General features: G+C 52.3%; 19 protein-coding genes and 1 pseudogene. 7 read left to right on the top strand and 13 right to left on the bottom strand.

All coding sequences use genetic code 11. The features are described from left to right. Positions 1 to 18: 18 nt before the first annotated feature. From GZH47_RS20725 to GZH47_RS20710, 4 genes are all read right to left on the bottom strand, one after another. Entirely contained in the window at positions 19 to 1,641 is a 1,623-nt protein-coding gene (locus tag GZH47_RS20725; RefSeq protein WP_162642819.1) for an ABC transporter substrate-binding protein, read from the bottom strand. A gap of 29 nt (positions 1,642 to 1,670) precedes the next feature. Then, positions 1,671 to 2,552, bottom strand: a complete 882-nt coding sequence (locus GZH47_RS20720) for a carbohydrate ABC transporter permease (RefSeq protein ID WP_162642818.1) — start codon at positions 2,550 to 2,552, stop codon at positions 1,671 to 1,673. Positions 2,553 to 2,576: 24 nt separating this feature from the next. Further along, positions 2,577 to 3,497, bottom strand: a complete 921-nt coding sequence (locus GZH47_RS20715; RefSeq protein ID WP_162642817.1) for an ABC transporter permease — start codon at positions 3,495 to 3,497, stop codon at positions 2,577 to 2,579. Positions 3,498 to 4,405: 908 nt separating this feature from the next. Beyond that, positions 4,406 to 6,709: a helix-turn-helix domain-containing protein gene (locus GZH47_RS20710; protein WP_162642816.1), complete on the bottom strand. Its 2,304-nt coding sequence runs from the start codon at positions 6,707 to 6,709 to the stop codon at positions 4,406 to 4,408. Between the two features lie 292 nt (positions 6,710 to 7,001). On the opposite strand from GZH47_RS20710, the gene GZH47_RS20705 reads away from it, so the two are divergent. From GZH47_RS20705 to GZH47_RS20695, 3 genes are all read left to right on the top strand, one after another. After that, positions 7,002 to 7,922 carry a GH25 family lysozyme gene (locus tag GZH47_RS20705; protein ID WP_162642815.1) on the top strand — a complete coding sequence of 307 codons (921 nt, stop codon included), beginning with the start codon at positions 7,002 to 7,004 and terminating at the stop codon, positions 7,920 to 7,922. A 115-nt stretch (positions 7,923 to 8,037) separates the two neighbouring features. Further along, complete coding sequence (locus GZH47_RS20700) at positions 8,038 to 8,367, top strand: helix-turn-helix domain-containing protein (RefSeq protein ID WP_162638436.1); 330 nt, start codon at positions 8,038 to 8,040, stop codon at positions 8,365 to 8,367. Beyond that, the gene (locus tag GZH47_RS20695) at positions 8,307 to 9,200 is read left to right on the top strand and encodes an IS3 family transposase (protein WP_162640031.1); all 894 of its coding nucleotides are present in this window, start codon (positions 8,307 to 8,309) and stop codon (positions 9,198 to 9,200) included. The genes GZH47_RS20700 and GZH47_RS20695 overlap by 61 nt, the downstream gene beginning before the upstream one ends. Positions 9,201 to 9,333: 133 nt before the next feature. On the opposite strand, the gene GZH47_RS20690 is transcribed toward GZH47_RS20695, so the two are convergent. From GZH47_RS20690 to glpK, 6 genes are all read right to left on the bottom strand, one after another. Next, positions 9,334 to 9,723, bottom strand: a complete 390-nt coding sequence (locus tag GZH47_RS20690) for a YetF domain-containing protein (RefSeq protein ID WP_162642814.1) — start codon at positions 9,721 to 9,723, stop codon at positions 9,334 to 9,336. 103 nt (positions 9,724 to 9,826) lie between these two features. Further along, positions 9,827 to 10,708: an aminoglycoside phosphotransferase family protein gene (locus tag GZH47_RS20685; RefSeq protein ID WP_162642813.1), complete on the bottom strand. Its 882-nt coding sequence runs from the start codon at positions 10,706 to 10,708 to the stop codon at positions 9,827 to 9,829. 189 nt (positions 10,709 to 10,897) lie between these two features. Continuing rightward, positions 10,898 to 11,470 carry a hypothetical protein gene (locus GZH47_RS20680; RefSeq protein ID WP_162642812.1) on the bottom strand — a complete coding sequence of 191 codons (573 nt, stop codon included), beginning with the start codon at positions 11,468 to 11,470 and terminating at the stop codon, positions 10,898 to 10,900. 225 nt (positions 11,471 to 11,695) lie between these two features. Beyond that, complete coding sequence (locus GZH47_RS20675; protein ID WP_162642811.1) at positions 11,696 to 12,649, bottom strand: phosphotransferase family protein; 954 nt, start codon at positions 12,647 to 12,649, stop codon at positions 11,696 to 11,698. A gap of 162 nt (positions 12,650 to 12,811) precedes the next feature. Continuing rightward, complete coding sequence (locus GZH47_RS20670) at positions 12,812 to 14,494, bottom strand: glycerol-3-phosphate dehydrogenase/oxidase (RefSeq protein ID WP_318653375.1); 1,683 nt, start codon at positions 14,492 to 14,494, stop codon at positions 12,812 to 12,814. A 220-nt stretch (positions 14,495 to 14,714) separates the two neighbouring features. Next, on the bottom strand, positions 14,715 to 16,202 hold the full coding sequence (gene glpK, locus GZH47_RS20665) for a glycerol kinase GlpK (protein WP_162645350.1): 1,488 nt from the start codon (positions 16,200 to 16,202) through the stop codon (positions 14,715 to 14,717). 320 nt (positions 16,203 to 16,522) lie between these two features. Between glpK and GZH47_RS20660 the strand changes: the two are divergent. Continuing rightward, positions 16,523 to 16,696 (top strand): annotated as a pseudogene (locus tag GZH47_RS20660) (H-type small acid-soluble spore protein); the annotation flags it as partial. A gap of 450 nt (positions 16,697 to 17,146) precedes the next feature. Here the strand turns inward: GZH47_RS20660 and gap are convergent. Continuing rightward, positions 17,147 to 18,148, bottom strand: a complete 1,002-nt coding sequence (gene gap / locus GZH47_RS20655; protein ID WP_162642809.1) for a type I glyceraldehyde-3-phosphate dehydrogenase — start codon at positions 18,146 to 18,148, stop codon at positions 17,147 to 17,149. A gap of 108 nt (positions 18,149 to 18,256) precedes the next feature. On the opposite strand from gap, the gene GZH47_RS20650 reads away from it, so the two are divergent. After that, on the top strand, positions 18,257 to 19,117 hold the full coding sequence (locus GZH47_RS20650; protein ID WP_162642808.1) for a helix-turn-helix domain-containing protein: 861 nt from the start codon (positions 18,257 to 18,259) through the stop codon (positions 19,115 to 19,117). Between the two features lie 712 nt (positions 19,118 to 19,829). Here GZH47_RS20650 and GZH47_RS20645 read toward each other — a convergent pair. After that, positions 19,830 to 21,158, bottom strand: coding sequence for an arsenic transporter (locus GZH47_RS20645; protein WP_162642807.1), 1,329 nt, complete (start codon positions 21,156 to 21,158; stop codon positions 19,830 to 19,832). A gap of 464 nt (positions 21,159 to 21,622) precedes the next feature. Here GZH47_RS20645 and GZH47_RS20640 point away from each other — a divergent pair, with 464 nt between their 5' ends. Beyond that, positions 21,623 to 22,507, top strand: coding sequence for an alpha/beta fold hydrolase (locus GZH47_RS20640; RefSeq protein WP_162642806.1), 885 nt, complete (start codon positions 21,623 to 21,625; stop codon positions 22,505 to 22,507). A gap of 86 nt (positions 22,508 to 22,593) precedes the next feature. On the opposite strand, the gene GZH47_RS20635 is transcribed toward GZH47_RS20640, so the two are convergent. Next, on the bottom strand, positions 22,594 to 22,941 hold the full coding sequence (locus GZH47_RS20635; protein ID WP_162642805.1) for a DUF805 domain-containing protein: 348 nt from the start codon (positions 22,939 to 22,941) through the stop codon (positions 22,594 to 22,596). Between the two features lie 221 nt (positions 22,942 to 23,162). On the opposite strand from GZH47_RS20635, the gene GZH47_RS20630 reads away from it, so the two are divergent. Next, positions 23,163 to 23,723 (top strand): GNAT family N-acetyltransferase, encoded by a 561-nt coding sequence (locus GZH47_RS20630; RefSeq protein WP_162642804.1) that lies wholly within the window; start codon positions 23,163 to 23,165, stop codon positions 23,721 to 23,723. The last annotated feature ends 619 nt before the right edge of the window (positions 23,724 to 24,342 follow it).

Below are 24,342 nucleotides of genomic sequence, written 5' to 3'. Positions count from 1 at the left end.
CGTTGCTTGCTTGGGTTATTACTTGTTCGCTTTCCAAGCGTCGACTTGCTTCTGCGCTTCGGCAACGATTTTGTCGAGGCCCGCTTTTTGCAGACGGTCGAGCATGTCAGGCAGCTTCTTCGCAGGGTCGACAGCGCCGGTGCTCAGACCTGGCATGTACTCGTCGAGAACGGATTGCACGTTGGCGATTTCCGCCGTCAGGCTGCTCGTGTCGAATTTGAAGCCGACGATCTTCGTTGGCGTCGCGGAATCGTTCGTTTGCTTCTGTACGTCGAACGTGTCAGCCGCTTGGCCGTCTTGCAGGTAGCCGTTGAACGTATCGCCGAATACCCATGGATTGTTGTTGTTGTAGCCGCTGTCCGGAATCGCTTTAATCGTGTTGTCGTTGACTTTCGTATAGTGCTTGCCTTCGATGCCGAACGACAGCAGGTTGTAGAGATCTTTGTCCGTGTTGACCAGGTTCAGGAACATCATGGCGCGCTCGGGGTTCTTGGAGTTCGCGCTGATCGAGTTAACCGTGGCAATACCAGGATTGGAGCTGATCAGGAAGTTCGTGAGCGGTGCGAACACGACCGGCTTGGCGTTATAGCGGTTGTTCGACATGGACACTTCGGAGCCCGGGTTCAGACCGTTCGAGTACGTGATGTAACCTTGGCCGGCCTTCGTCACGTCGTCAACCGATTTGTTCGTCGGCGCGTCCGGATTGATGTAACCCTTCTGGTACCAGTCGCGAACGACTTCCGTGTAGTGCTTGAATTCCGGCGTAGCATACACGTTGAACAGCTTGACCGAATCATCCGTGTTGTAGAAGCCGACCGGGTTCTGGCTCGTGACCGGAATCGAGTCGATGCCTTGGGAATTGATCAGGTAACCGAACATGCCGTTGCGGTCCATGACGATCGGCGATTGTTTCGGCTCGGCCTTCTTGATCGTGTCGAGCATCGGCGTGATGTCTTCGAATTTCTTGACCGTCGAGAGATCCAGCTTGTATTTATCGATGATTTCCTGCGGGAAGACGTAGCCTTCGCGGCCGGTTACGCTCTGGTAGTTCGGTACGCCGTAAATCTTGCCGCCTACTTTTACTTGCTCCCACATGAATTCGGGCAGGGATGCTTTGAGCTCGGCGCCGTATTTGTCCAGCAGGTCGTCGAGCGGCAGGAATACGCCTTTGTTGGCGTTGCCGACGTAGTCGAACAGCCAGTTCGCCGTCCAGCTGATATCGTAGGCTTCGCCGGAAGCCGCGATCGTGTTCATGCGTTGATTGTACTCGCCGCCGTCGATCGGTTTCAGTTTGACCGTCGCGTTGATTTTCTCTTGCGTGATTTTGTTGACGGCATCTTCGACCGAGCCGATATCGGCTTGCCCCGCAGGTCCGAGGTAGTACCACGTCAACGTGACCGGATCGAGCTTCGCGGCGTCCGAGGATGCATCGGTTGCATTCGCGTTATTCGATGCATTCGCAGCGTTGCCTTTGTTCGCCGCGTTGTTCGTTGCGTTGCCCGCATTCGCTGCATTGCCTGCATTCGCTGCGTTGCCGGAATTCGAGTTGTCCGAATTGCTTCCGCATGCCGTTAGGCCGAACATCAGGCACGCAACCAAAGCCGAGCCCCATAATTTTTTGCCCACTGACGAATTAACCATTTCCTAATCCCCCCAAAAATGTGTTTGAATTATTCCTTTATGGCCCCAACGGTTAATCCGCCTACGAAATAACGTTGGAAGAACGGGAATACAATCATCATCGGCCCTGCAGCCAGAATGGTCATCGCCATCCTCGAGGACAGGCTCGGCAGCTTGGATACGTCTATATTGAGCTGCTGCGCGATGGCCGTGGTTTTCAGAAACTCAATCGCATTCATATTGCGGTAAAGCAGCAGCTGCAACGGCACCTTGTTCGGGTCGTCGATGAAGAGCAGACCGTTGAACCAGTCGTTCCAGTAGCCGAATGCCAGCATCAGGCCGACCGTGACAAGCGCCGGTTTCGAGAGCGGGAGGATGATCTGGAAGAAAATCCGCCATTCGCTCGCCCCGTCGACTTTCACCGATTCGATGATTTCGCCGGGGATCTTGCCCAGAAACCCTTTCATGATCATCACGTAGAACGGGCTGATCAAGAGCGGCAGGATAAGCGCCCAAATCGAATTGCGCAGATGCAAATATCTGGTCATCAGGATATATACGGGGACGATGCCCCCCTGGAACAACATGGTGAAGAACACATAGAACGTCATCGGCTTCCGATAGCGAAAGTCTTTGCGCGAGATCGTATAAGCCGTCATCGCCGTCAACAGCAATCCCGCCAGCGAACCGACGACCGTGATCAGGATCGTGATGCCGTAAGCATGAACGATGGCGTGCGAAGAGTGAAGCATGACTTGATAACCGAGCGTGCTGAACTTCTCGGGAAACCATTTGTAGCCATGCTCGATGAGCGACTGTTCGTCGGACAGTGAAATCGAGATGACGAGGAGGAACGGAATGATCATCGCGATCGAGAACACGCAGAAGATCAGGTTCACTATTGCTCGTCCGCTATTGAGCGTTTGCTTCATTACGTTTACTTCCTTTCATGCCGACTACCAGAGCGCGTTTTCTTCGTTGATTTTTTTGATGATATAGTTCGTGACCAAGACCAGAACCAAACCGACGACGGATTGGTAGAATCCTACCGCGGTCGACATGCTGACGTCGCCGATGGTTCGCAACGACCTTACCACGTACGTATCGATAACGTCCGTGACCGGGTACAAGAAGCTCGAATCGTTCGGCACGTAGTAGAACAAGCCGAAGTCCGCGCGGAAAATGCTGCCTACCGCCATGATTAACAGGATGACGACGAGCGGAGTCAGAAGCGGAAGCGTGATCTTGCGAATCATCTGCCACTTGGTCGCGCCGTCGATGCGGGCGGCTTCGTAATAACTCGGGTCGATGGCGATAATGCCGGCATAGTAAATGAGCGCCTGAAAGCCGACTGCCTTCCACAGCTGCACGACGATCATAATGGTCGGCCAATAGCTCGCTTTCTGATACCAATTCGTCGGATCGACGCCGAACGATGCAAGCACCGTATTCAGCGCGCCGTGCTGATAATCGAAAAATCCAGTCGCGATGTAACCGACGACGACCCACGATAAGAAGTAGGGCAAGAACATGACCGTCTGATGCACCTTAAACCAGCGTTTGGACAATTCGTTCAGCAGCAGCGCCATGACCAGCGCGAAGACCGTGGTCAGGACGATGAACGCGACATTATAGAAGATCGTGTTGCGCGTCACCCGCCATGCCAAATCGGAAGTGAAGAAAAATTTGAAATTGTGCAGGCCGACCCATTTGCTTCCGAACAAGCCCTTCGTGTAGTTATAGTTCTGGAATGCAATCACAAGGCCCACCAGCGGTAAATAATAAAAAATGAATTTGTAAATGAAGCCCGGGAGACTTAGCAGCAGCAGCTCCCTGTTCTTCTTGACATGCTTCCACTCTCGTGCAAGCCACTGCATTTCCTTCACCTCCTTCCTGACCACAGTATGCCATCCCGGAAGGCCGACTCCCACTGCTGGAACGTCAAAAAGCTGAACAAACGGACTGCTCAATGCTCGTTTTTCTGCTTGCAGCGCGTTTTGAACCTGAAGCGGACGAAATGAAATCCCTCATTGCGTCTTGACTAGGTCCTTGGACGCAATGAATTTGAACGAGCGGCTGCGCCGGTGGCGATTCGATCGCGGCGGCGCGGGGCGGCTTTAACGCAGATTGCGCCTCCCGCGCGGCCACAATTGACGCTCTCACCTCTCCCTGGAATCCTAACGAACCCAGGAAGCCTTAATCGGGGCATTTTCGCCTTTTTAATTGGCTAACGAATCCAGGAAACGCTATATTTTAGAATTCGGCGAAAATCCGCCTCATTTCACCTCTTCGCTTACCCATAAGACTGCTGAGGTTCGTTAGAATGAGATTGGCGCCATTTTCGAAGCAATAAGCACTCTACGATTCGTCTAGCTTTCCGACAGCAAGTACCACTACCGCGTTAGTTTGTGAGAATAGCCTCGGTTGGTCCGTCGAGAGCTCCTGCGATTACCGTTTCCGTCATTCAGCTGGACCATACCGATGCCATTGGCCGGATCAACGTCGGACCATCCCGCGCCCCCCTCGGATTCGGCCCTACAAAAAAAGAGACGGGATATTCTCCCGCCTCGATTCATTAATCCCTCGCCTATCGACTCTTGTTCAGCCCTCGCCTATCGTTCCTCTTTCATTCCTCGTTCGGCCCTCATTCAGCACTCGCCTATCGGCCGGCCCTCGTTCGGCCCTCATTCAGCCCTCACCTATCAATCCTCATTCAGCCCTCGTTCCGTCCTCATTCAGCCCTCGCCTATCAATCCTCATTCAGCCCTTGCCAATCTCCCCTAGTTCATCCCTTGTTCAAAACATGATTCGTCCGGAATTCACGCGGCGTCACGCCGAGCGTCTGTTTGAAGATCTTGTAGAAATAGCTTTCGCTGACGAATCCGACGTTGAACATAATCTGGGCGATCGTGGCATCGGTGTTCTGCAGCTCGGATACGGCTTGCATGATCCGCACTTTGTTGATGTAATCGTTCAGCGACTCGTTCTCGCACTGCTTGTACACTTTGCTGAGATGCGCCTTGCTCATCTTGAGCTTCGTCGCCAGGAACTGCAAGCTCAAATTCGGGTCCGAATAATGCTTCTCGATCGCTTCCTTGAGCGCCGCCGCCAACACCCGGTTCTTGTCGTCGGTGCTCGTCTGCCGCGGCTCCGTCGCCTTCCCGAACAAATCGATGTATTGCAGAAGCACGTCGTCCAGCGTCTCCTGCTCCATCACCCGGCGGTTAAAGGAAAGCAGCGATGCCTTGACCGCGTGCGTGCCGTCCACGTTCATTTCCTTCAATTGATTGATCGTGATCGCCGTCAAATATTGCAGCGATTGCAGCAGATGATCGATGCGGAAGTCCGACAGCCGCTTGAACATCTTCACCAGCTGCGGCTCGATGTTCTTCATATTCGCCGTGCGGATCGACTCGAGCCACTTCTTCTCCAGCTGATCGTCCAGCTGCGTCTCCTCGCTGCGCTCGTTCACGGCCACCAGCTCCGAAGTGATCACGGCTGTCCGTCCGTAGATCATCCGGTATTCGGAAAGCATGAGTGCCTGCTCGTACGCCGCAGGCAAATTGTCGTGATGGCGAACGGCGGAGCTTATCGAAGCGCATAGCCCGATATGATAGTAATTGTGCACGACATCCTGCAGCTTCGCGATCGCCCGCGGCAGCTCGTCCAGCCGCTGCTCGTCCGCTTGGGGCACGGACAATAGCAGCGTGACGAATTCGTTGCCGAGCATTACGTTCTCGACGACCGCGAATGGATGAAACATTTCTTCGGCAATATTTTGCATGGCGAATTTATGCAGCTCGGACGTCTTTCCCTTCCCCTGGTTGTCGGTGCGGAGCAGACAGACGAGATACGTACCGTCCGCTTCCGTCAGCTTCAGTCCGTGCAGCCGGACCTGCTCCGAGAACTCCTCCCCGCTCATCCGCTGCCGTTCGATCAGCAGCCGGCGGAGGAAGTAGTCCCGCGCAATGCTTTCGGACGCTTTGTTGCCCAGCTCCAGCTTCGCCATTTCCTCCAGCATCCGATGATTGAAGTTGGTCAGGAAAGCCAGCTCGTCCTTGCCGCTGCCCACGCCGTCAAGCCTTCCGGGAACCGCCCGCAGCGATTGCATCAGGCTGCCGATCGGTTTATACAGCTTCATGGAGATGAACGTCGAAGCGAACAGCGTCAGGACGATGAAGCAGCCGAGCAGCGTGTACAAGAACGTGCGAATCTTGTCCAGTCCGCCGAAAGCGACCTTATACGACTGCATGCCGACAATCCTCCAGCCGGTCGTGGACGACGTGCTGTACATGACGATTTTCTTGCTGCTCCCGCTTCCGAGCGTGAAATTGCCTTCCGGCACCTTCTTGGCGTCGATTTGCCGGATAATGGCCAGTTTCGTATCGCCATCGACCGCATCATCCGTGTCCATGGCAAGCAGATTGCTGTCCGCATCGAACATCATGACTTCGCCGAGCGCGCTGTCGGCCAGGTCGTTGATCGCGCGCACGTTATCGAACAGCCATTGCGGCTTGACGTTGACCATCAGAATGCTTCCCGACTCCTGCTTGAACAACGTCAGCACCGTGCGCGTAATCCCGTTCTCCGTCGCGACGAACGGGAAGAACTTCATGTCCGGGATGTTGGCTTGCAGGCTTCGGTACTGCATCAATATATTGGATTGCCGGCCGTCCATGCATTGAACCGGCACCGATTGCGGCGATATGTAGTAGCATCCGTTATGCGCATTGTAGATTACGATGGAATCGAGGAACAGGTTAGAATTGACCATGTAATCGAACTTCTGCAGCCGATTGTACAAGTCGAAAATATCCATGTCCTTGTTCTGCATAAGGACGGAAATGTCGCGGTCCGAGAACGTCGATACGGTGAAATTCAACACGGTGTCGTACAAATTATCGATATTATAGTTGACCTGCTTCAGTACTTTGCTGGTCGATTCCTGCTGCAGCTTCATGGCGCTGTTCTGGGCGTAGGAATAAAACAGCGTGCCGAACACGATCAGAATGATCGAACCAAGCAGGGCAAAGGAGATAACCAGCCGCACGAAATATTTCCGTGACCGATAAAGATCTAATAGTTTCATCGTCATCACCATCCAGTTGTATGCGCTATCACCTGATTCTATTATGGATCATATGATTTGGGAATCCTCCTCGATCCCGCAATTGCTTCACAAACGCGTTTTGGACGGAAAAATCGCATATGAGCAGTAAAAAATGAGCAGCAAACAAGCTTTTCAGCAGTGCAAAGGCAGCAGGCGCCCTTATGCGATTAGGCCTTGCTGCGCTGCGCAACAGGCTCTTATCCTAGCACGCCGTTCCTCTCGCACTCATAAACTATTACGAGGAATATCAGAGAGAAGGAGCCGTGAATCGATGCAAGCACGAAGCGACAGTAATGTAAAGGTCATCGACGTCTCTCATTATCAAGGCACGATCGATTGGAAGAAGGCGCACGCGGACGGCGTCATGGGCGCGTTTATCAAAGCGTCCGAAGGCACGGGGATCACGGATTCGGCGTTCGCCACCAACGCGGTCAATGCGCCCGCAGCCGGGCTGCGCGTTGGATTCTACCATTACAGTCATCCGGAGAAGAACGACGCGAAGTCCGAAGCGGCTTATTTCGCCTCCGTCGTTGCCGGCCGCAAAGCGGATTTCCCGCATGTCCTGGACGTCGAGGGTCAAGCTTCGCAAGTCCCTTCCGACAAGCTGACGGATTGGTGCGTGCAATGGCTGAAGGAAGTTACCCGGCTGACGGGTCATGATACGATGGTCTATACCGGAGCCAGCTTCGCCAAGAGTTACTTGGGCAAATCGCTCGGCGCTTGGCCGCTATGGGTTGCCCACTACGGCGTCGACCAGCCGATGGCCAACGATACGTGGGACGAATGGGCGGTCTTCCAATATACGTCGTCCGGCTCCGTGAAGGGCATCAACGGCAACGTGGACATGAATGCGATGGAGAAAGCGTTCTATGACCACTATTCCGGCGTCGTCGTCGTGAAGCCGATCAATGTCGAGGACACGATCAAGGTCGTCGTCAACGACGTGCTCGTGGCTTACGGACGGAACGTGAACGGATCGGTATACGCGCCGCTGCGGCAGCTTGGCGAATCGATGGGCGCTACCGTCACTTGGGATCCCGTTACGCAGATGCCCTATGTCAACGGAACCCCGGTCGCGCAATTCATTCTATTCAACGGTTCGGCCTACGTCAGCGTTCGCGCCGCAGCCTTGTTCCTTGGCGGCACGGTGACCTGGGACGGGAAGACGCAGAAGGTTTATATTTACTATTAGGCCGGCAGGGAATAAGACAAAGACCCGTAAGACAGACACTGCAGTGCACCCCTTAGAATAGACATTGGAAAAACCCCTAGGTTAATCCGATGAAATTCTAGGGGGTGCTTTTTTTATGGCGATTAAAGGACAAAAATTTCATCATTATCCGGAATCGATTAAGGTTGAGGCTATTCGACTGCATGTTGAGGAACGTTGGAGTTACAGTCGGATTACAGCACATTTGGAAATTCAGGATAAGGATCGAGTGAAGCGCTGGATGAGGAAGTATCGCGAAAAGGGAGTCTCTGCATTCGAGGACAGACGAGGTAACCCACATCGAGATGAAACGAAGCAAGAACGTGAGCTCAAGCGGCTCTACATGGAGGTTGAGGTGCTAAAAAAGTGGTTACAAATCTTGAATCGGGAGGGCTGCAAAGCAAACACATCGTCATCGACGAGTTGAAAAGTAAACGAACTGTCAAGGAATTGTGTGCATATCTGGGGATCAGTCGAAGTGGTTACTACTCCTATCTAAACCGCAAAGACCACGATCCTGATGAAGATCTGAAGAACAAAATCAAAGCCATCTACGAACAGCGCGACAAGACTGTAGGGTACCGCCGCATACAGGATGAACTATCTCGTCAATATGGCCTCATAGTGAACCATAAGAAAGTATTACGCTTGATGCAGGAGCTTGGCATAAAAGCGATTATACGTCGTAAATATGTCCATCGAACAAGCTATGAAGCAGCTGTTTCAGATGGCAGAATAGCAGCAAACATGTTACAAAGAAACTTTAAGGCGGATAAACCCAATCAAAAATGGGTAACAGATGTGACGCAATATCGCGTATTCGATGAGAGAATTTACTTATCGGCGATCAAGGATTTGTGGAACAACGAAATCGTCGGATACCACATCAGTCGTCACAATGACAATCCGCTTGTGCTAGAGACGTTTAGGAAGGCGTTTGAAAAACATAAAGACGTGACTGGGCTGATCGTTCACAGCGATCAAGGAAGCCAGTACACGTCCCATGCTTACCACGACATGCTGCCACAGGTTGGCGCCCAAATCAGCATGTCACGCCGAGGCAATTGTTATGACAATGCCTCAATGGAGAGCTTCTTCTCTCATCTGAAAGTAGAAGCACTCTACCCTTATGATATACGATCCATCGATGAGGCACAAAGAAGAATTGAGGAATACATCCGCTTTTACAATGAAGATAGGGCTCAACGAAAACTAAACAAGCTGACTCCGGTCGAATACCGGCGTCAGCTTGTTGCCTAGGGCTTTTTCCAATGTCCACTAAATGGGGTCTTGACCACACTTTAGCGGTGTCCGTCATACGGGTCTTTTCAAGACTGGGTTAGTTACGGGTCATAGCCCTTTAGCCGTCTTACGGAGGTCGCTCTAACATGTTTTAATCACCATTCCTCACAACCTCTAGCGCCGCGATCCGGTTAAACAATACCTCCAGATCCTGTTTGGTTACAGGTTTGGCCGCCTCCGTAAGCCCATAGCCCGGCTCGCCGTTCGTCTCAATGGCTCCCTGCTTGATATCGTCTATAGAGGAGATGCCTAGTTGGCGAAGCCGCATCTCAAGTTGATTCACCGTAGTGCGGAGCTTCCGCAATGCCGGCCTATTCAATTGGCCATCTCGGATGACAACAACAGCCTCTCCCGTGATCAGATTTTGAAACCTGCCGTAGCGAATTTCAAATAGTTCCAAAACGATCAGCACGGCTAGAAACAAAGCGACCGCTGCAATCGCCCGCCAGATCGTTTTCTCGATAATCCCTTGCGCGATCAACTCACCTATGGAGACTGCTTTCCTTACATAATCCTCCTCTAGTTTAGAGGCAAACAAAAAGCCGCATTTTATGCGACTGAGGCATGAACCATTTCGAGGGAGCTCAACTTACCACATATGAAAAATCACTGTTAAGAGTCCATTCTAAACGTCGTAACCATTCCTTTTTCACTTCTGGAGTTGCATCACGAACTCTATAAATTACATTCCACGCCTTATACAAACTACATGCTTTAAGTTGATTCGGAGTAATAGGCATAGGGTTATGCAAGATATATTCGTCGATAAACGTTCTATTCAAGATTGGTGCTAGTAAGGGATAGTGAAGTTTTGTGAACCAACAGACCCAAGCCACATCGTTTAGCGGATTTCCCCACTCAGCCCATTCCCAGTCTAAGACACTGAAATTATTTTTATCATCAGTCAAAATGTTATGTGGACCGTAATCACCATGAGTTAAAACCCAGTTCTGTTCGTTAACATCTATGCTTGACAGAACAATTCTTGATTGACTAATCAGGTTTTCAGGTACGAATTCTGCCTCTAGATTTAATTTTAGGTTTTCAATATTACTCCTACGAATCCCATGATCGCTGTCAGCTAGCGGTTTCGAATGAATTCGAGAAGCAAGAAATTGACCCAGTTTCTTATAAACAATCTTCATTCGATCTAAATTACCTGAGTCCAAGATCGACTGACCATTTTCCCCTATTCTGTACTCCATCAATACGATGCTCAAATTAGCGATATCAAGTACGTCATGGATGATGGGGGTAATTCCCGATTTTACGAGAAGATTCAATGAACTGATCTCATTCAAAGTATCAGGATACAGTAGCCCTGTTACCTTTGCTACTAATAAGGGGCTAGTTCCCTCCAATAAAAACGTCATATTAGTATATCCACCGTTTAGTCGTACCAATTTACAACCATACCTGGATTGTAAAACTGTACTTATTTCACCAAGCGCTGATGTATTTTCCATTAGCAATGATTTACCCCCTAATTGAATCCATTCCAAATGAACAGGAAATCCGCTTAATTTTAGCATACGGATCACCGCAACTAAACATTGGATTAATTAACTAAATTCACGTTAGGAGTTGAACGAAGGCAGCTGATCATTTTCCATGACCAGCTGCTTTCGAAAGTTGAGTTATCGTCTCCAGTTAGGTTAATCAAGAACGTATTTTTCCTGTAAATCTTGAAGTCTCTGTTGGAACAATGCTTTAAGATCCTGAATGTAGGCAAATACCCCTACAATTTCGGGGAGTTGAATATGCTGCTCGATGGCTGATATGACAGTCTTCTGCTCCTCTTCGTGCTCTAGGATTCCCTCTTCAAAATTTTCTTTATAGTGCTGCACAAATTCCTCTTCAGTCTCGTAGCTCGGTAAACACTCGAAGAGATAGGGTTCTTTCAATTGTACATAAAGAGCTAGAAACTCCTTTATGTTTCTCGCAACAGGTTTATAGGGGTCATCAAAATCCATCGGCTGTATAAATAAAATAGGCGCATCTTCTAACGAATCTACAGTTACTCCATCAGTAAGAAAAGCGAAGTGATCCCCGTCAACCCCCGTCCACAAGAAGACAATTGCTTCATCTGGCGTACAATCATACCCCTCCTCTCCAAAGCATAGCTTAGCCCCCAAAAACTCGTAGCTTTCTCCATACTGTGCTTTCAATTGCTCGTCTATCTGAAACAATCGCTGTAAAGTTTCGGGCATTTGATATCCTTTAAGCATCTCTTTTCCCCCTGCATTCCGGTAGTTGGGCCAAGCATCGATTAAATTCCTTGCTCTTCATAACTTCCTAATTATACCATTTGTTTTAGAGAAAGTGCATTAGTGCATACTGACCGTTTAGCGCCAGATCCTAAATATAAAAAACCGCGTTAACCGCGGAATCTAATGCATATATGCGCTTTGGCAATTCAATGCCCTGTTTTCGAGTCCAGCATAGTACTTCTTCTAGTCTCCTGTTGACCATGCAGCTTCAATCTGCTCCAACCATGACTTGGCGCTAGCTTTGAACCTCTGGTAGGATTCCTCTCCCCAATGCAGATAGGCCACCGAAATGAGCTCGACTGTTTCAAAGAGCTGATAATAGAGCTGCTTGGTATCGAATAAAGGTGACAGCTTGCGCAGGGTTGAATAACCTGCCATGAATGCCTGCTGCATCTCCCATGCATCCGCGAATACATCCTTGGGATTCAGGGATTTGAAGTCGAACTCCGGATCGCCGGCAATCGACCACTCCATATCTAGAATAGCCGTAATCTCTCCGTCTGCGCACAGTACGTTCGCAAAGTGATAATCGTTGTGGACCAACGATGCTGCCGCTATTCCACTGAACAATCTAGTCGCTCTCTCGAATACGCCGACATAACGCCCGGCTTCCTCGGGAGTTACAATTCCAAGCTTCAGGCAACGATTGGTTCTTTGCTTCATGCCTGTTACCAAATACTCCTGCCAGCTGCCATATCGATTAGCAGACGAGAGGGCGAGCTCTCCAAACTTATCTTGTTGAATGGCATGAATTTTGGCAAGCAAAACGCCCGAGTCATAGGCCAACTTGATTGTTGATTCAGCGTCAGCCGTCTCCAACGCTTTCCACATATCAATGCCCGGCATCTTGCTTGTAATCAATATTTCATACGGTAAATGGTCATGGCTGTTATCAAATACATAAACATCCGGAACCGGTATGCCTTCGGATTTCATCATTTGAAGCGCTTGCTGCTCATTGTCGAATTTCGGGAGTTCCACGTCTCTAGCATTTACTCTTACTACATAATTATCGTTAATAAAAACACAAGGATTCACGATCCCCCGATCCGAATATTCGATACGATCAATTCGTCCGAGACTATGCTTATCGAAGATCGCTTGAATCGTTAAGCTATCAAATCTCATAGATTTCATGGCATGTCCTCTCATTATTTCATAGTAGTCAATAAATGGAATCGCTTTCAACAAACAAATCATAGCATGCGTCAGCAAGCTATGGAATCACTACACGCACTATAAGCCCGAGAGGTTCGACTGTACCTGCCCAACCATGCATAGAAAGGGAGAAGCTCTATCCTACTCCTCCCCCGGCTGCACCGCTTCCGCCAGCTTCCGCTCCACCTCAGCGGCGTATGCCGCGCGCTGCTCGGCCGTCCACTGCAGCCGCTCCGCCATCGCGGCGACGACGGCATCCTTCCACTTGCGCACCTCAGCGATGCGGAAGTACATGTCGCCAGTCCGGCGAACGAGGAAATCGGCCGGCTTCGCCGCCATTTCCGCGTCCATCGCATACCGCAGCCGGACCGCCAGCGCTTGCGGCAGCCCGTGCTTCGCGGCCCATTGCCTCGTCGGCGCGGCCAGCGCGAACAACTGCGGAGCATTGGAGCCATAGCGCCGCGCCAGAAACTCCGCTTCGAGCGGCGTGAAGCCCTGCCGCTGGCCTTCGCCCGTCTTCGTGCGGACGAACGCTTCGAAATTGCGAGAGCCGCCAAGGTCGCCGCCGGAGACCGGGATCGTTTTCGTTCCGCTCGCCGGCAGCGGACGCTTGCCTTCCTGCCGCAGCAGCTCGGAGATTTTGTCCACGACCGTCTCCGCCATCTTGCGGTAGCCCGTCAGCTTGCCGCCGGCAATGGAGATGAGGCCCGACGGCGACACGAAGATTTCGTCCCGCCGCGAGATTTCGGACGGCGACTTGCCCTCCTGCTGGATGAGCGGACGCAGGCCGGCCCAGCTCGATTCCGCGTCCGCCTCGGTCAAAGCGAGGCTCGGGAAGATAAAGTCCGCCGCCTCGATCAAGTAGCGGCGATCCGCCGCCGACATCGTCGGATGCTCCGTATCGCCGGCATAGTTCGTGTCCGTCGTGCCGAAATACGTCTTGCCTTCGCGCGGAATCGCGAACACCATCCGTCCGTCGGGCGTATCGAAGTAGACCGCCTGTCGCAGCGGGAAGCGGCTCCCGTCGAACACGAGATGGACGCCTTTCGTCAGCCGCAGCGTCTTGCCCTGCTTGGAGCCGTCCATCTCGCGCAACTGATCGACCCAGGGTCCCGTGGCGTTGACGATCTTGTCGGCTTGAACCGTATAGCTGCCGCCGCCGATCAAGTCCCGGACGACCGCGCCGGTCAGTTGCCCGTTCCCGTCATAGCGCAGCTCTTCCACCTTGGCGTAGTTGACGGCTCCGGCGCCATGCTGAACGGCCTTCTTCATCACCTCGATCGTCAGACGCGCATCGTCCGTCCGGTACTCGACGTAGTAGCCGCCGCCCTTCAACCCTTCCCGCTTCAGCAGCGGCTCCTTCTCCAGCGTCCGCCGCCGGCTCAGCATCTCGCGGCGCTCGCTCCTTTTGACCCCTGCCAGAAAATCGTACACGCGCAAGCCGATGCTCGTGGACAGCTTGCCGAACGTGCCGCCGGCATACAGCGGCAGCAGCATCCATTCCGGCGTCGTCACGTGCGGACCGTTCTCGTAGACGACGGCGCGTTCTTTGCCGACCTCGGCTACGACGCCGACCTCGAATTGCTTCAAATACCGCAGTCCGCCATGCACCAGCTTGGTCGAACGGCTTGAAGTGCCGGCGGCAAAATCCTGCATTTCCACGACCGCCGTCCGCAGCCCCCGCGCCGCGGCATCCAGCGCGATGCCCGCTCCCGTTATGCCGCCCCCGATGACGAGCACATCCACGGGCTTCTTCGCCATATCCATCAATAGAGACAACCGGTCTTCCGCGGCAAACCGGCCATTCCTCGTCATTGTCGTCATGATTCTGCTCCTGCCCTTCCCGATCAGTGTACGCCGGAGACGTCGATGCTGCTCATCAACGCCTGCTGAACACGGCTGTTCATGCAAGAAAACCACGACAAACCGCAGCTCCCCGGACACCTGTACGGCATCCGAGGAACGGCAGCAATACTCGTGGCTTCCCCATTCCTATCCCTAGTACTATCCCTATCCCTGTCCCTGTCCCGAGCTATCCGGCCGCTCATTCGGAGAAAGCCATGGCCGCTTTCACCGCGCGCAGCCACCCTCCGTACAGCCGCATCCGCCGCTCCTCTTCCATAGCGGGCCGGAAGAGCCGATCCACCTGCCGCAGGCTGCGAATTTCGCTGCGGTCCTGCCAATAGCCGACGGCAAGGCCCGCCAGGAAAGCCGCGCCGAGCGCCGTCGACTCGTTCACGACCGGACGCTCGATCGGCACGCCGAGCAGGTCGCTCTGGAACTGCATCAGCGGATCGTTCGCCACCGCTCCGCCATCGACGGACAGGGAATGAAGCGTCAAGCCCGACTCCGACTCCATGACCGTCAACACATCCTTGGTCTGGTAAGCAAGCGACTCCAGCACCGCGCGGACGATATGAGCCTTCGTCGTGCCGCGCGTCAAACCGAACATCGCCCCGCGGACGTCGCTGTTCCAATACGGCGTTCCCAAGCCGACGAAGGCGGGAACGACATACACCCCGTCGCTTGAAGGCGCCGCAATAGCCGCCGATTCGGCGGACGAAGCGATCATGCCAAGGCCGTCGCGCAGCCATTGAATGGCCGCCCCGGCAACGAATACGCTGCCTTCCAGCGCATATTCCGCACGTCCGTCCAGCTGCCATGCGATCGTCGTCAGCAGGCCGTTCCGGGACGCCACCGGCGTTTCGCCGGTATTCATCAACATGAAGCAGCCCGTGCCGTAAGTATTCTTCACGCTGCCTTGGTCGAAGCAGGCCTGCCCGAACAGCGCTGCCTGCTGGTCGCCGGCCACGCCCGCGATCGGAATCGGCCGGCCGCCGAACAGCGCTGGCAGCGTATGCCCGTAGACCTCCGACGAGGACCTCACCTCCGGCAGCATCGCTTTCGGAACATTCAGCATCGCCAGCATCGTATCGTCCCATGCCAGCTCGTAAATATTGTACATCAGCGTGCGCGACGCGTTCGTCACGTCCGTCACGTGCGCGGTTCCGCCCGTCAGCTTCCAGATCAGCCACGTATCGATCGTGCCGAACAACAGCTCTCCGGCCTCGGCCCGCTCGCGAGCGCCTTCGACGTTCTCCAGCACCCAGGCCGCCTTCGTGCCCGAGAAATACGGATCGATCCGCAGCCCGGTCCGTTCTCTGACCGCATCCCCGTGCCCTTGCGAAGTGAGCCGTTCGCATATCTCTGCCGATTGGCGGGACTGCCAGATGATCGCCGGGTAGACGGGCGTTCCCGTTGCACGATCCCATACGACGGTCGTTTCGCGCTGATTCGTGATGCCGAGTCCGGCGATCCGGTCCGCCGCGACGCCCGTATCCCGCAGCAGCTGCCGGATGACGCGAAGCGACGATTCCCATATAAAATCGGCATCCGCCTCGACCCAGCCGGAATGCGGATATTGCAGCGGCAGCTCCTGCCGCGCCATGCCCGCGATCGCGCCATTGCGATCTACCAGCAGCGCGCGCGTGCTCGTCGTGCCCTGATCCAGCGCCAGCATGTATGTCTCCATCATTGATCGCCTCCCCGGAATGAGTCCGCAATTCCCTTGATTACTCCCAATATGCCAGATTTTCCGGGCATTGACAATACGACTGCAAGCGCTCCCGAAACATCTGAGGCAAACCGAAAGCCGAATCCTCGTTCTGAAATGCTTTTCCAGCGTAATGTATAATCCCGCACCGCGAAGCGGCAAATTAAGCTGTACGCACATGCCGTCTCGCGATTCTTGCGATTGCGGCATGATGGATTCCGACTCTGCCGATCAACAACTTCAACAACTCCCGATATCCGCATTTTCGACTGAACAACCCACTTACAGGAGGCCGCAGCATGAACAAACAACGCGCGCAAGAAATCGCGGAATCATCCGTCATGGCCGACGTCACCTGCGACGGCGTTCCCGTCTATATCCAGCATGTCGACGCCGAGAACGATACGGCCCGGATTTATCCGCTTGACCAGCCGGACAAGGAAGAAACCGTCTCGCTAAACAGCCTGACCGAAGCCTCCCCGTTCCAATCGGACGGCATTCACATGATGTGTCCGCCGTCGCAGCAGCAAGAGCAGCCATAACCCAAAACAACAAAAAAGAGACCCGCAGCAACGGGCTGCGGGTCTGAAGTCAATCTATATAATAGGGGGTTGAGACTTATTATAGGCACCGAAGATTAAAAGAACATGAAAATGGCATTGCAGTTCCGTTACAATTCAATGTCAATCCACCCATAACGAATCGCTGGTAAGGGAAAATAAAGTTCTTTAATTGAAAATAAAGTTCTTTAGCGTAAAATATAATTCTTTAATGAAATGCCTGAAAGGTGTTATTTGTTAAAAATAAAGATCTTTAATCGAGATCTTAACATGGAGGGACACGAAACGCTGACATAAAAAGACGCTTTGGAGTTGAACATCCAGAGCGTCTTAATTGTTTATGCAGAAATGGCCAGCTTACCATCACAATTCAGCAAGATATTTGGCGGTGCGGATCATTTGGCTGGTAAAGGAGTTTTCGTTATCATACCATGCAGCTAATTTCACCAGAGTATCTGTTCCTAGTTCCATTACATTTGTTTGCGTGGCGTCAAACAAGCTGCCGTAGGCCATACCAATAATATCGGACGAAACAAGCTCTTCCTCTGTATATCCGTATTGCTCCGACTGGGACTGCTTCATCTTCTCGTTGACCTGCTCCGCAGTTACCGGTCCGTCCACGACTACTGTCAATTCTGTCAGGGAGCCAGCCATAACCGGCACTCTTTGGGACACACCATCCAGTTTGCCATCCAAAGAAGGGATGACGAGCCCTATTGCTTTTGCTGCCCCGGTTGACGTTGGGATGATGTTACCAGCCGCAGCGCGCGCCCGGCGCAAGTCACCTTTGGAGTGAGGGCCATCAAGGGTATTCTGGTCGTTTGTATAAGCATGTATCGTCGTCATAAAACCTTTTTTAATCGGCGAAAGCTCGTTAAGGTAATAGACCATTGGAGCCAGGCAGTTCGTGGTGCAGGATGCGGCCGAAACTATAGTATCCTCTTTAGTTAGTTCGTGTTCATTAACCCCATATACAATAGTAGGAATATCTTTCCCGGCAACGGTTGAGATGACCACTTTTTTTGCACCTGCTTCAATATGAGCTGTAGATGCTTTTTTTGATGCGAAAAGGCCTGTACACTCCAAGACTAAATCAACTTGCAATTCTTTCCATGGGAGTTTGCCGGGATCTCTTTCGGCATAAATCGGAATATCCACATCTTTCACGGTCAAGCTGTTATCACTGTAATCAATCGTTTCATCATAATTTCGCTGCGTTGTGTCGTGTTTTAGCAAATGCGCAAGCATCTTTGGACTTGTCAGGTCATTGATAGCGACAATCTGGTATCCTTCTGCACCAAAAAGCTGCCGAAAGGCAAGCCTGCCAATTCTACCAAAACCATTTATCGCAATGTTGATTGCCATAATAATAAACCACCTTTCTTTGTCTCAGTCATCAGTATATCGTTCTTATCTTTGTGGTACACTGTTATAAGTGAAGTAATTGACTATACTATTTGTCAGGAGAGAAACATGCCGCAAATTGACCGTCACAAAGACAGGACTGTAAATATTGAATTTATTACCGCTGAGGATTTGAACGGCCTTCCCTATCCGGAGCGTTTTACTATAATCTTTATTACGTCCGGCAGCATCAACGGGGTACTCAACGATAGACCAATAGCGATTACTGCACCCGGCGTTCTCTGTTTGTCCGAAACTGATACGATACAAATAAATGAAAAGCATAATGCTTCTGCGCAATCATTCAGTTATCATCCAGACTTTCTTAATACCCCACGCGTACCGATTTCTGAAACAGAAGACTATTTTCCTAGCCATTTCAAAATACAAACAGGTCTTACGTTTTTTCAGAGCAATCCAACACGCACTGAAGTACCTTTTGTTACCGAGAAAGCCTACCCGCAATTATTTGAGTGGTTTTTTGTGCTTGGGACTGAAGTGTATGCGCAAAGCGATGCAGACTGGGTGTGTAGAATCAAAAAATATCTTATCCAGATATTGGGCTTGCTTGAGGATTTGAACCGTCACAGCGAACAATCCCCTGTTGATTTAGTGTTGGAATATATACATACCAACTATGCCGATAAAGTCACCTTGGAAGGTTTAACGAAATGCGCACATTTGAATCGTGTGTCGCTGAATAGGATGTTTCAGGAAAGATGCGGAAGTACAGCAATGGGATATTTGTTACAACACCGTTTGAAAGTTGCGGGGAATCTTCTCACCCATACAGGTATGAGCTTGAACGAAATTGCGCGTGCCACCGGATTTGAGTATGACACTTACTTCATCAAACAATTTACGGCTAAGAGAGGGTTGTCTCCAACCGTATACCGAAACATCTCCCGCCAATTCGCAAGTGCTCAATAAGGGATTGCATTACGATGTAGCCAATTTTATGCCGGTTGAGCTTTATCCTCCTTCAAATTACCTCCTCTAAATGAGTAAATCCCAAATAAAACTGAGCGTTCATTTAGGGAGGAGACCTCACCAGCCAAACGTTCTATAAAGAGGTTATCTGAACTAACTGAAAATATGCTTGCTCTTGTAACTATGTCTTGGCAAAACGAGAAGTTGTTAATTTATTGGACCGCAGCCTGATTCAGCTGTTAGTTGCTCCGATGGGAAAGTGTTTAGTCCAACCACGGCTGATCACACGAAACAAAAGTGCCCAACCTTGCTTTATTGCAAGGGTTGGGCACTTTTGTTTGTTTTGGTCCGCATGATGTTCTGGCTGCCATTTAGCATTAAACAACTTTACATTTAATTTGGGCTTATTACTGCCCCTGATTAATCAACTTTATTTTCACAATTTCAGCCGAGTTGTTGGTTGAATCTCATTTTCATTAAACAACTTTAAATTTTTGTCGCCGGTTTTGAACCCAATAAAACCCTTGATTTTACTGGATTTCCGATAAAGAACTTTATTTTCTCTCACTAATCGCGGCCGCGCGACATAAACTGTTGTTGTACTCTCCTCACTCGGATCTTCAATGCTGAAGATCTCTTTTTTTTTTGTGCTTCTTTCTCTATATAGGGAGCATCCCTCCTTCCCTTCCCGTCCTCTCCCGTCCTCTCCTTTTTAGAATAACCACGACACCCAGAAGGACAACAGCGCCAGCGTGACGATGACCGTAATCGGAATCGCGATGATCGTAACGCGCAAATATTGCAGCCAGCTGATCTTGACGCCGCCTTTCCTCACGATATGCATCCACATTAACGTAGCGAGCGTGCCGATCGGCAGCAGCAGAGAACCCATGTCGCTCCCGATTACGCTGGCAAGGTAGGAAATTTTCAGCGTAACCGGATCCAGCCCCATATGCGTCAGCGTCAGCGTGCCGACCATCAGCGCGGGGTGATTGTTGAATACGTTGGACAGCACGGTCAGCAGCGCTCCCATCATCACGCTCGCGTTCAGCAGGCTTCCGGTGACGATCGGATGAAGCAGCTTGATCAGATAATCCGTCAGACCGATGTTGTTCAAGCCATAGATAATGACGTACATGCCGAAGGCGAAAATCAGAATATACCACGGTGTTTTCTTCAGCATGTCCAGCGGGGTGATCTTCAGATGGAACCACCGCCAAGCCAGCAATACGGACGATCCGATCACCGCCATCAGCGATACGGGAAAACCGACGTAGGAAGCGACGAAGAGGCTTACCCGAACGCAAAAGACGAAGATCAGCACGTTGCGCATGAATTTGTTGCGGTTCTTGCTTTGATACACGTCCTTCAGCGGGTGACTGCCCGGCATAAAGCCGTGCGCCGCCGTCGGCACCTTCTTCGGCAGCGTCTTGTAGAATGTCAGATACAGCAGCACCGACAAGAGCACCAGTCCGAGCGACGCGGGAACGAACATCATGGCCGTGTGCATGTAGAGGCTCATGTGAACGATTTTGAGCGCGATCAGATTAACGATGTTACTGACGCCGATCGGCGCGCTGGAAGCCGTCGCGATGATGGCGCCCGAGATGAGATACGGGAGCTTCTGGTGGTTTTTCAGCCCCATATTCTTCAGCAGCATAAGCAGAATCGGCGTCGTGATGAGAATACTTCCGTCGTTATTCACGAACAGCGTCATCAAGAAGCAGAACAGATTCGTCAGCCAGAACAGCCGGATGCCGGAACCTCGTGCTTTGCGGGCTAATATTTCCGCGGCCCAATAGAAGAAGCCGAAGCTCTCCAGCACGATTGCCATGACGATCGTCGCTATGATTGTAATCGCAGCGCCGCTGATCGTTTCGGTTATGCTCCCGAGATCGGACAGGGAAACGCTGCCGCTCAGGAGGACGAATAATGCGCCGACGGACGCAGGTATCGCTTCGTTAACGTTCGGACGCAAGAAGATGAAGGCGATAGTAAGGAAAAACGAACAAATCGTCGTCATAACCATTAAATCATGCATGACTCAACCTCTCTTTCCGTTTAAGAATGGTTTCGTCCATTGCTGTCTGCGCTAGCAACATAATGACTGTACTACGCAGCGGTTTTCATAGATTCCCTCTCCGGGATGCGCAGAAAACAAGGATGTACTGTATTTATACGTGCATGACATATAGCTCGTACTGGTCAATCACCCTAACTCTATGAAAACCATCTCCTATCAATTGCTGGCAAATATCCCGGTGTGACGTTTGATAGCTACGGCTGAATGCCTATTCGAGCGGCTGCGGCTGATGGCTTTCGCCCGCGCCGGAATTTGCTCGCAAACGCAAAAAAAGCCCCGACCGGTTGCGGTCAGGGCTGCGGGGGATTGCAGTTCTCGGGATGGATCTTCACAAGCAGGATCACACTCCTAGGCGGCTGGGCGTATAGTAAACACGGTGAAACTTATACATTCTTGTGTTTAGGAAAGGAACATCCGATCACATGATTCCTTATTCGACGATCCCGTACAATCCGTACGCCCAATATGGAGGATATGGAGGCTATTATCCTCCGATGACGTACTATTACGTTCCGCAAGTGCAGCCCTGGGCAACGGATTACCGCGGTGAAGCGGTTCGCCGCAAAGAACAGCCGCTGACGTTCGTGCTCGTCCACGGCGCCTGGGCCGACGCCGGCTTCTGGGACGGCGTCGCCGCGGAGCTGCGCAAGCAAGGCCATAGTGTCTACGTCCCTGAATATCCGGGGCATGGTGCGGACTTCGCCAACACGACGGCGACGCACGGCATGATGTCGCAAGCCGTGGCGGATGACATCGAAGCGCTTGATCTGCATAACGTCGTGCTGGTCGGACACAGCTTCGGAGGCTCGGTCGTCCAGAAAGCCGCGGAGCTCGTGCCGGATCGGCTCAAGCGGATCGTCTTCATCGACGGCTTCGTCGTCAAGGACGGCGGCAGCCTCATCGATGAATTTCCGCCCGAAGCGCTCGCCTTCTTCGCCCAGCTCATCAAGGCGTCCGGGAACAACACCCTCCTGCTGCCGTTCGCGTTCTTCCGCGACGCTTTCGTCAATTTGGCGAGCTTAGAGTTGGCGCAGCAGCTATACGCCGGCATCAAGCCGGAACCGGCCGGGCCGTTCTTCGAAAAACTGGATTTGAAGAAATTCTACAGTTTAACGACGCCGAAGAGCTATATCTATCTGACGGTGGATAACGTCCTGCCGCAAGGGCTGGGCTACGGCTGGCATCCCCATATGTCGAGCCGTCTCGGCCAGTTCCGGCTGATTCAAGGCTACGGCGACCATATGACGACGTTCAAGACGGAACCGAAGAAGATCGCCGAGCTGCTGTACATGGCCGGAAGAGACTAAGCTGCCGCTGCGGGCAAACAGCCGCACTTGTGAATAGAGAAGAAGCCATCCTTAGGGACGGCTCCTTCTCTTTGGACTGGCGGCGCTTAATACCCTTTCGGGTTCGGCCCGTATTTGTTCATGCCCGGCTCGCTGTCCAGCAGCGTAAAGACGAGAATCACGATGGCGCCTATGACCGGAATCAAGATGATGAGATACCACCAGCCCGATCGCCCGATATCGTGCAGCCTGCGTACGACAACACCCAGCGATGGCAGCAGCACCGCCAGCGAATATAACCACGAGAGCAGCCGGTCGGCGCCGAGTATGGCGTCAATGATAGCCAGTATGATCGATACGACGAAGCTGATCAGAATGTACATCCAATACTCCGTGCGCCTTGCCCTTCCGGAGAAATTCACGTATTCCCGCAGCACCTTCAGGTACCATTCCATGCCCGCATCCCCCTACGAATAATAGCTTCCTTATTCATTAGGGTATTGTCCTCCACTGTCATTCATGACGGCGGTTTCGGCCTAAATTCCCGCTGCGGCGACCGCCTTCATCGGAATGAAAGCTTCCTGTATTCGCCATAATAGCGGTATTATGAATGACGAGAGCAATAAAGCGGCGTTCAGGCGAGATTTGCCCTGATCCATGGGAGGACGAGAAGAGAATGAGCACGCGAAGAGCCGCGTTAGATGACGCGCCCGAAGTCATCCCGCTGCTGCAAGAGGCGATCGGCTCGATCGCCTACCTGCTTACGGGCGCTTCGGACGATGCCGATGCTGCCAGACGGCTGACGGATTTCTTCAAGCAGCCGGGCAATCGGGTCAGCTGCGACCATATTATCGTGGAGGAACGCGACGGCCGGATCGCCGGCATGCTCGTCGCCTATTCCGGCAATGACGCGCAGCTGCTGGACGAGCCTTTCCTCGCGCGGATGCGGCGGGATTTCGGAGAAGCGGAGCGGCATATCGTCCGGGAAGCGATGGACGGCGAGTTTTATCTGGACGCGCTGGCCGTCGACGAAGCCTTCCGCGGCCAAGGAATCGCGAAGGCGCTTATGGCCGCGGCCGAGCAGCGGGCGAAGGAGCTTGGATTCGAGCGGACGGCACTGATCGTCGAGTCGTGCAACGAGCGGGCGCATGGCATTTACCTGCGCAGCGGTTATGTCGAGGCCGACGTCATTCGCATCGGCGGCAGCGATTACCGGCGGATGGTCAAGGAGCTGTAGGACCACGCGAATGACTCATGCTGATGATGCTGATGACACTTACAGGATTCGCCTAAGCACTCGGTGCTCTTGCTTCGCGCTCGATACTAGTTTAGTACCCGGCCCGGCGTTGATGCTGGTGCTAGGCGCTTCGCGCTCGATGCTTGGCGCCCGGCTGACTCAGATTGCTAGCCTCCGCTCTAACGAATCCAGTTAGCGCTATTCGTCCCTTTTGTGCCCATTTTGAAACGTAACGAATCTCAGCGTTCCTATTGGGCTGATCTACGCTAATATGTACCTTTTTGCATGCAGACTCACTAAATAAGGTGCCTCAGATTCGTTACTTGGAAAAAGGCGTGCTTTTCCGGCAATTAAGGCGTTTTGGATTCGTTAGCGGTTCGTTGGTGGCCCGTTAACGGTTCGTTGGCGGCCCGTCGGCCGTTCTTTGGTGGCCCGTTAACGGTTCGTTGACGGACCGTTAACGGTTCGTTGGCGGTGACGACGGTTCGTTATCGGTTCAGTGTGCCACTCCGTTAAGTTGGTCAGTTGCGGTCCATTGCTGACTCGTCGGCGGTGTCAGTCCAATGCCGGATCGATCCGGTTCGTTGGCAGTCTGTCACCCAGCACCAGCCGTGCAGAT

This window comes from Paenibacillus rhizovicinus (assembly GCF_010365285.1).
Taxonomy (GTDB): domain Bacteria; phylum Bacillota; class Bacilli; order Paenibacillales; family Paenibacillaceae; genus Paenibacillus_Z; species Paenibacillus_Z rhizovicinus.
Note: the sequence above shows the minus strand (reverse complement) of the source record. Positions and strands in the feature narration are given on the sequence as shown.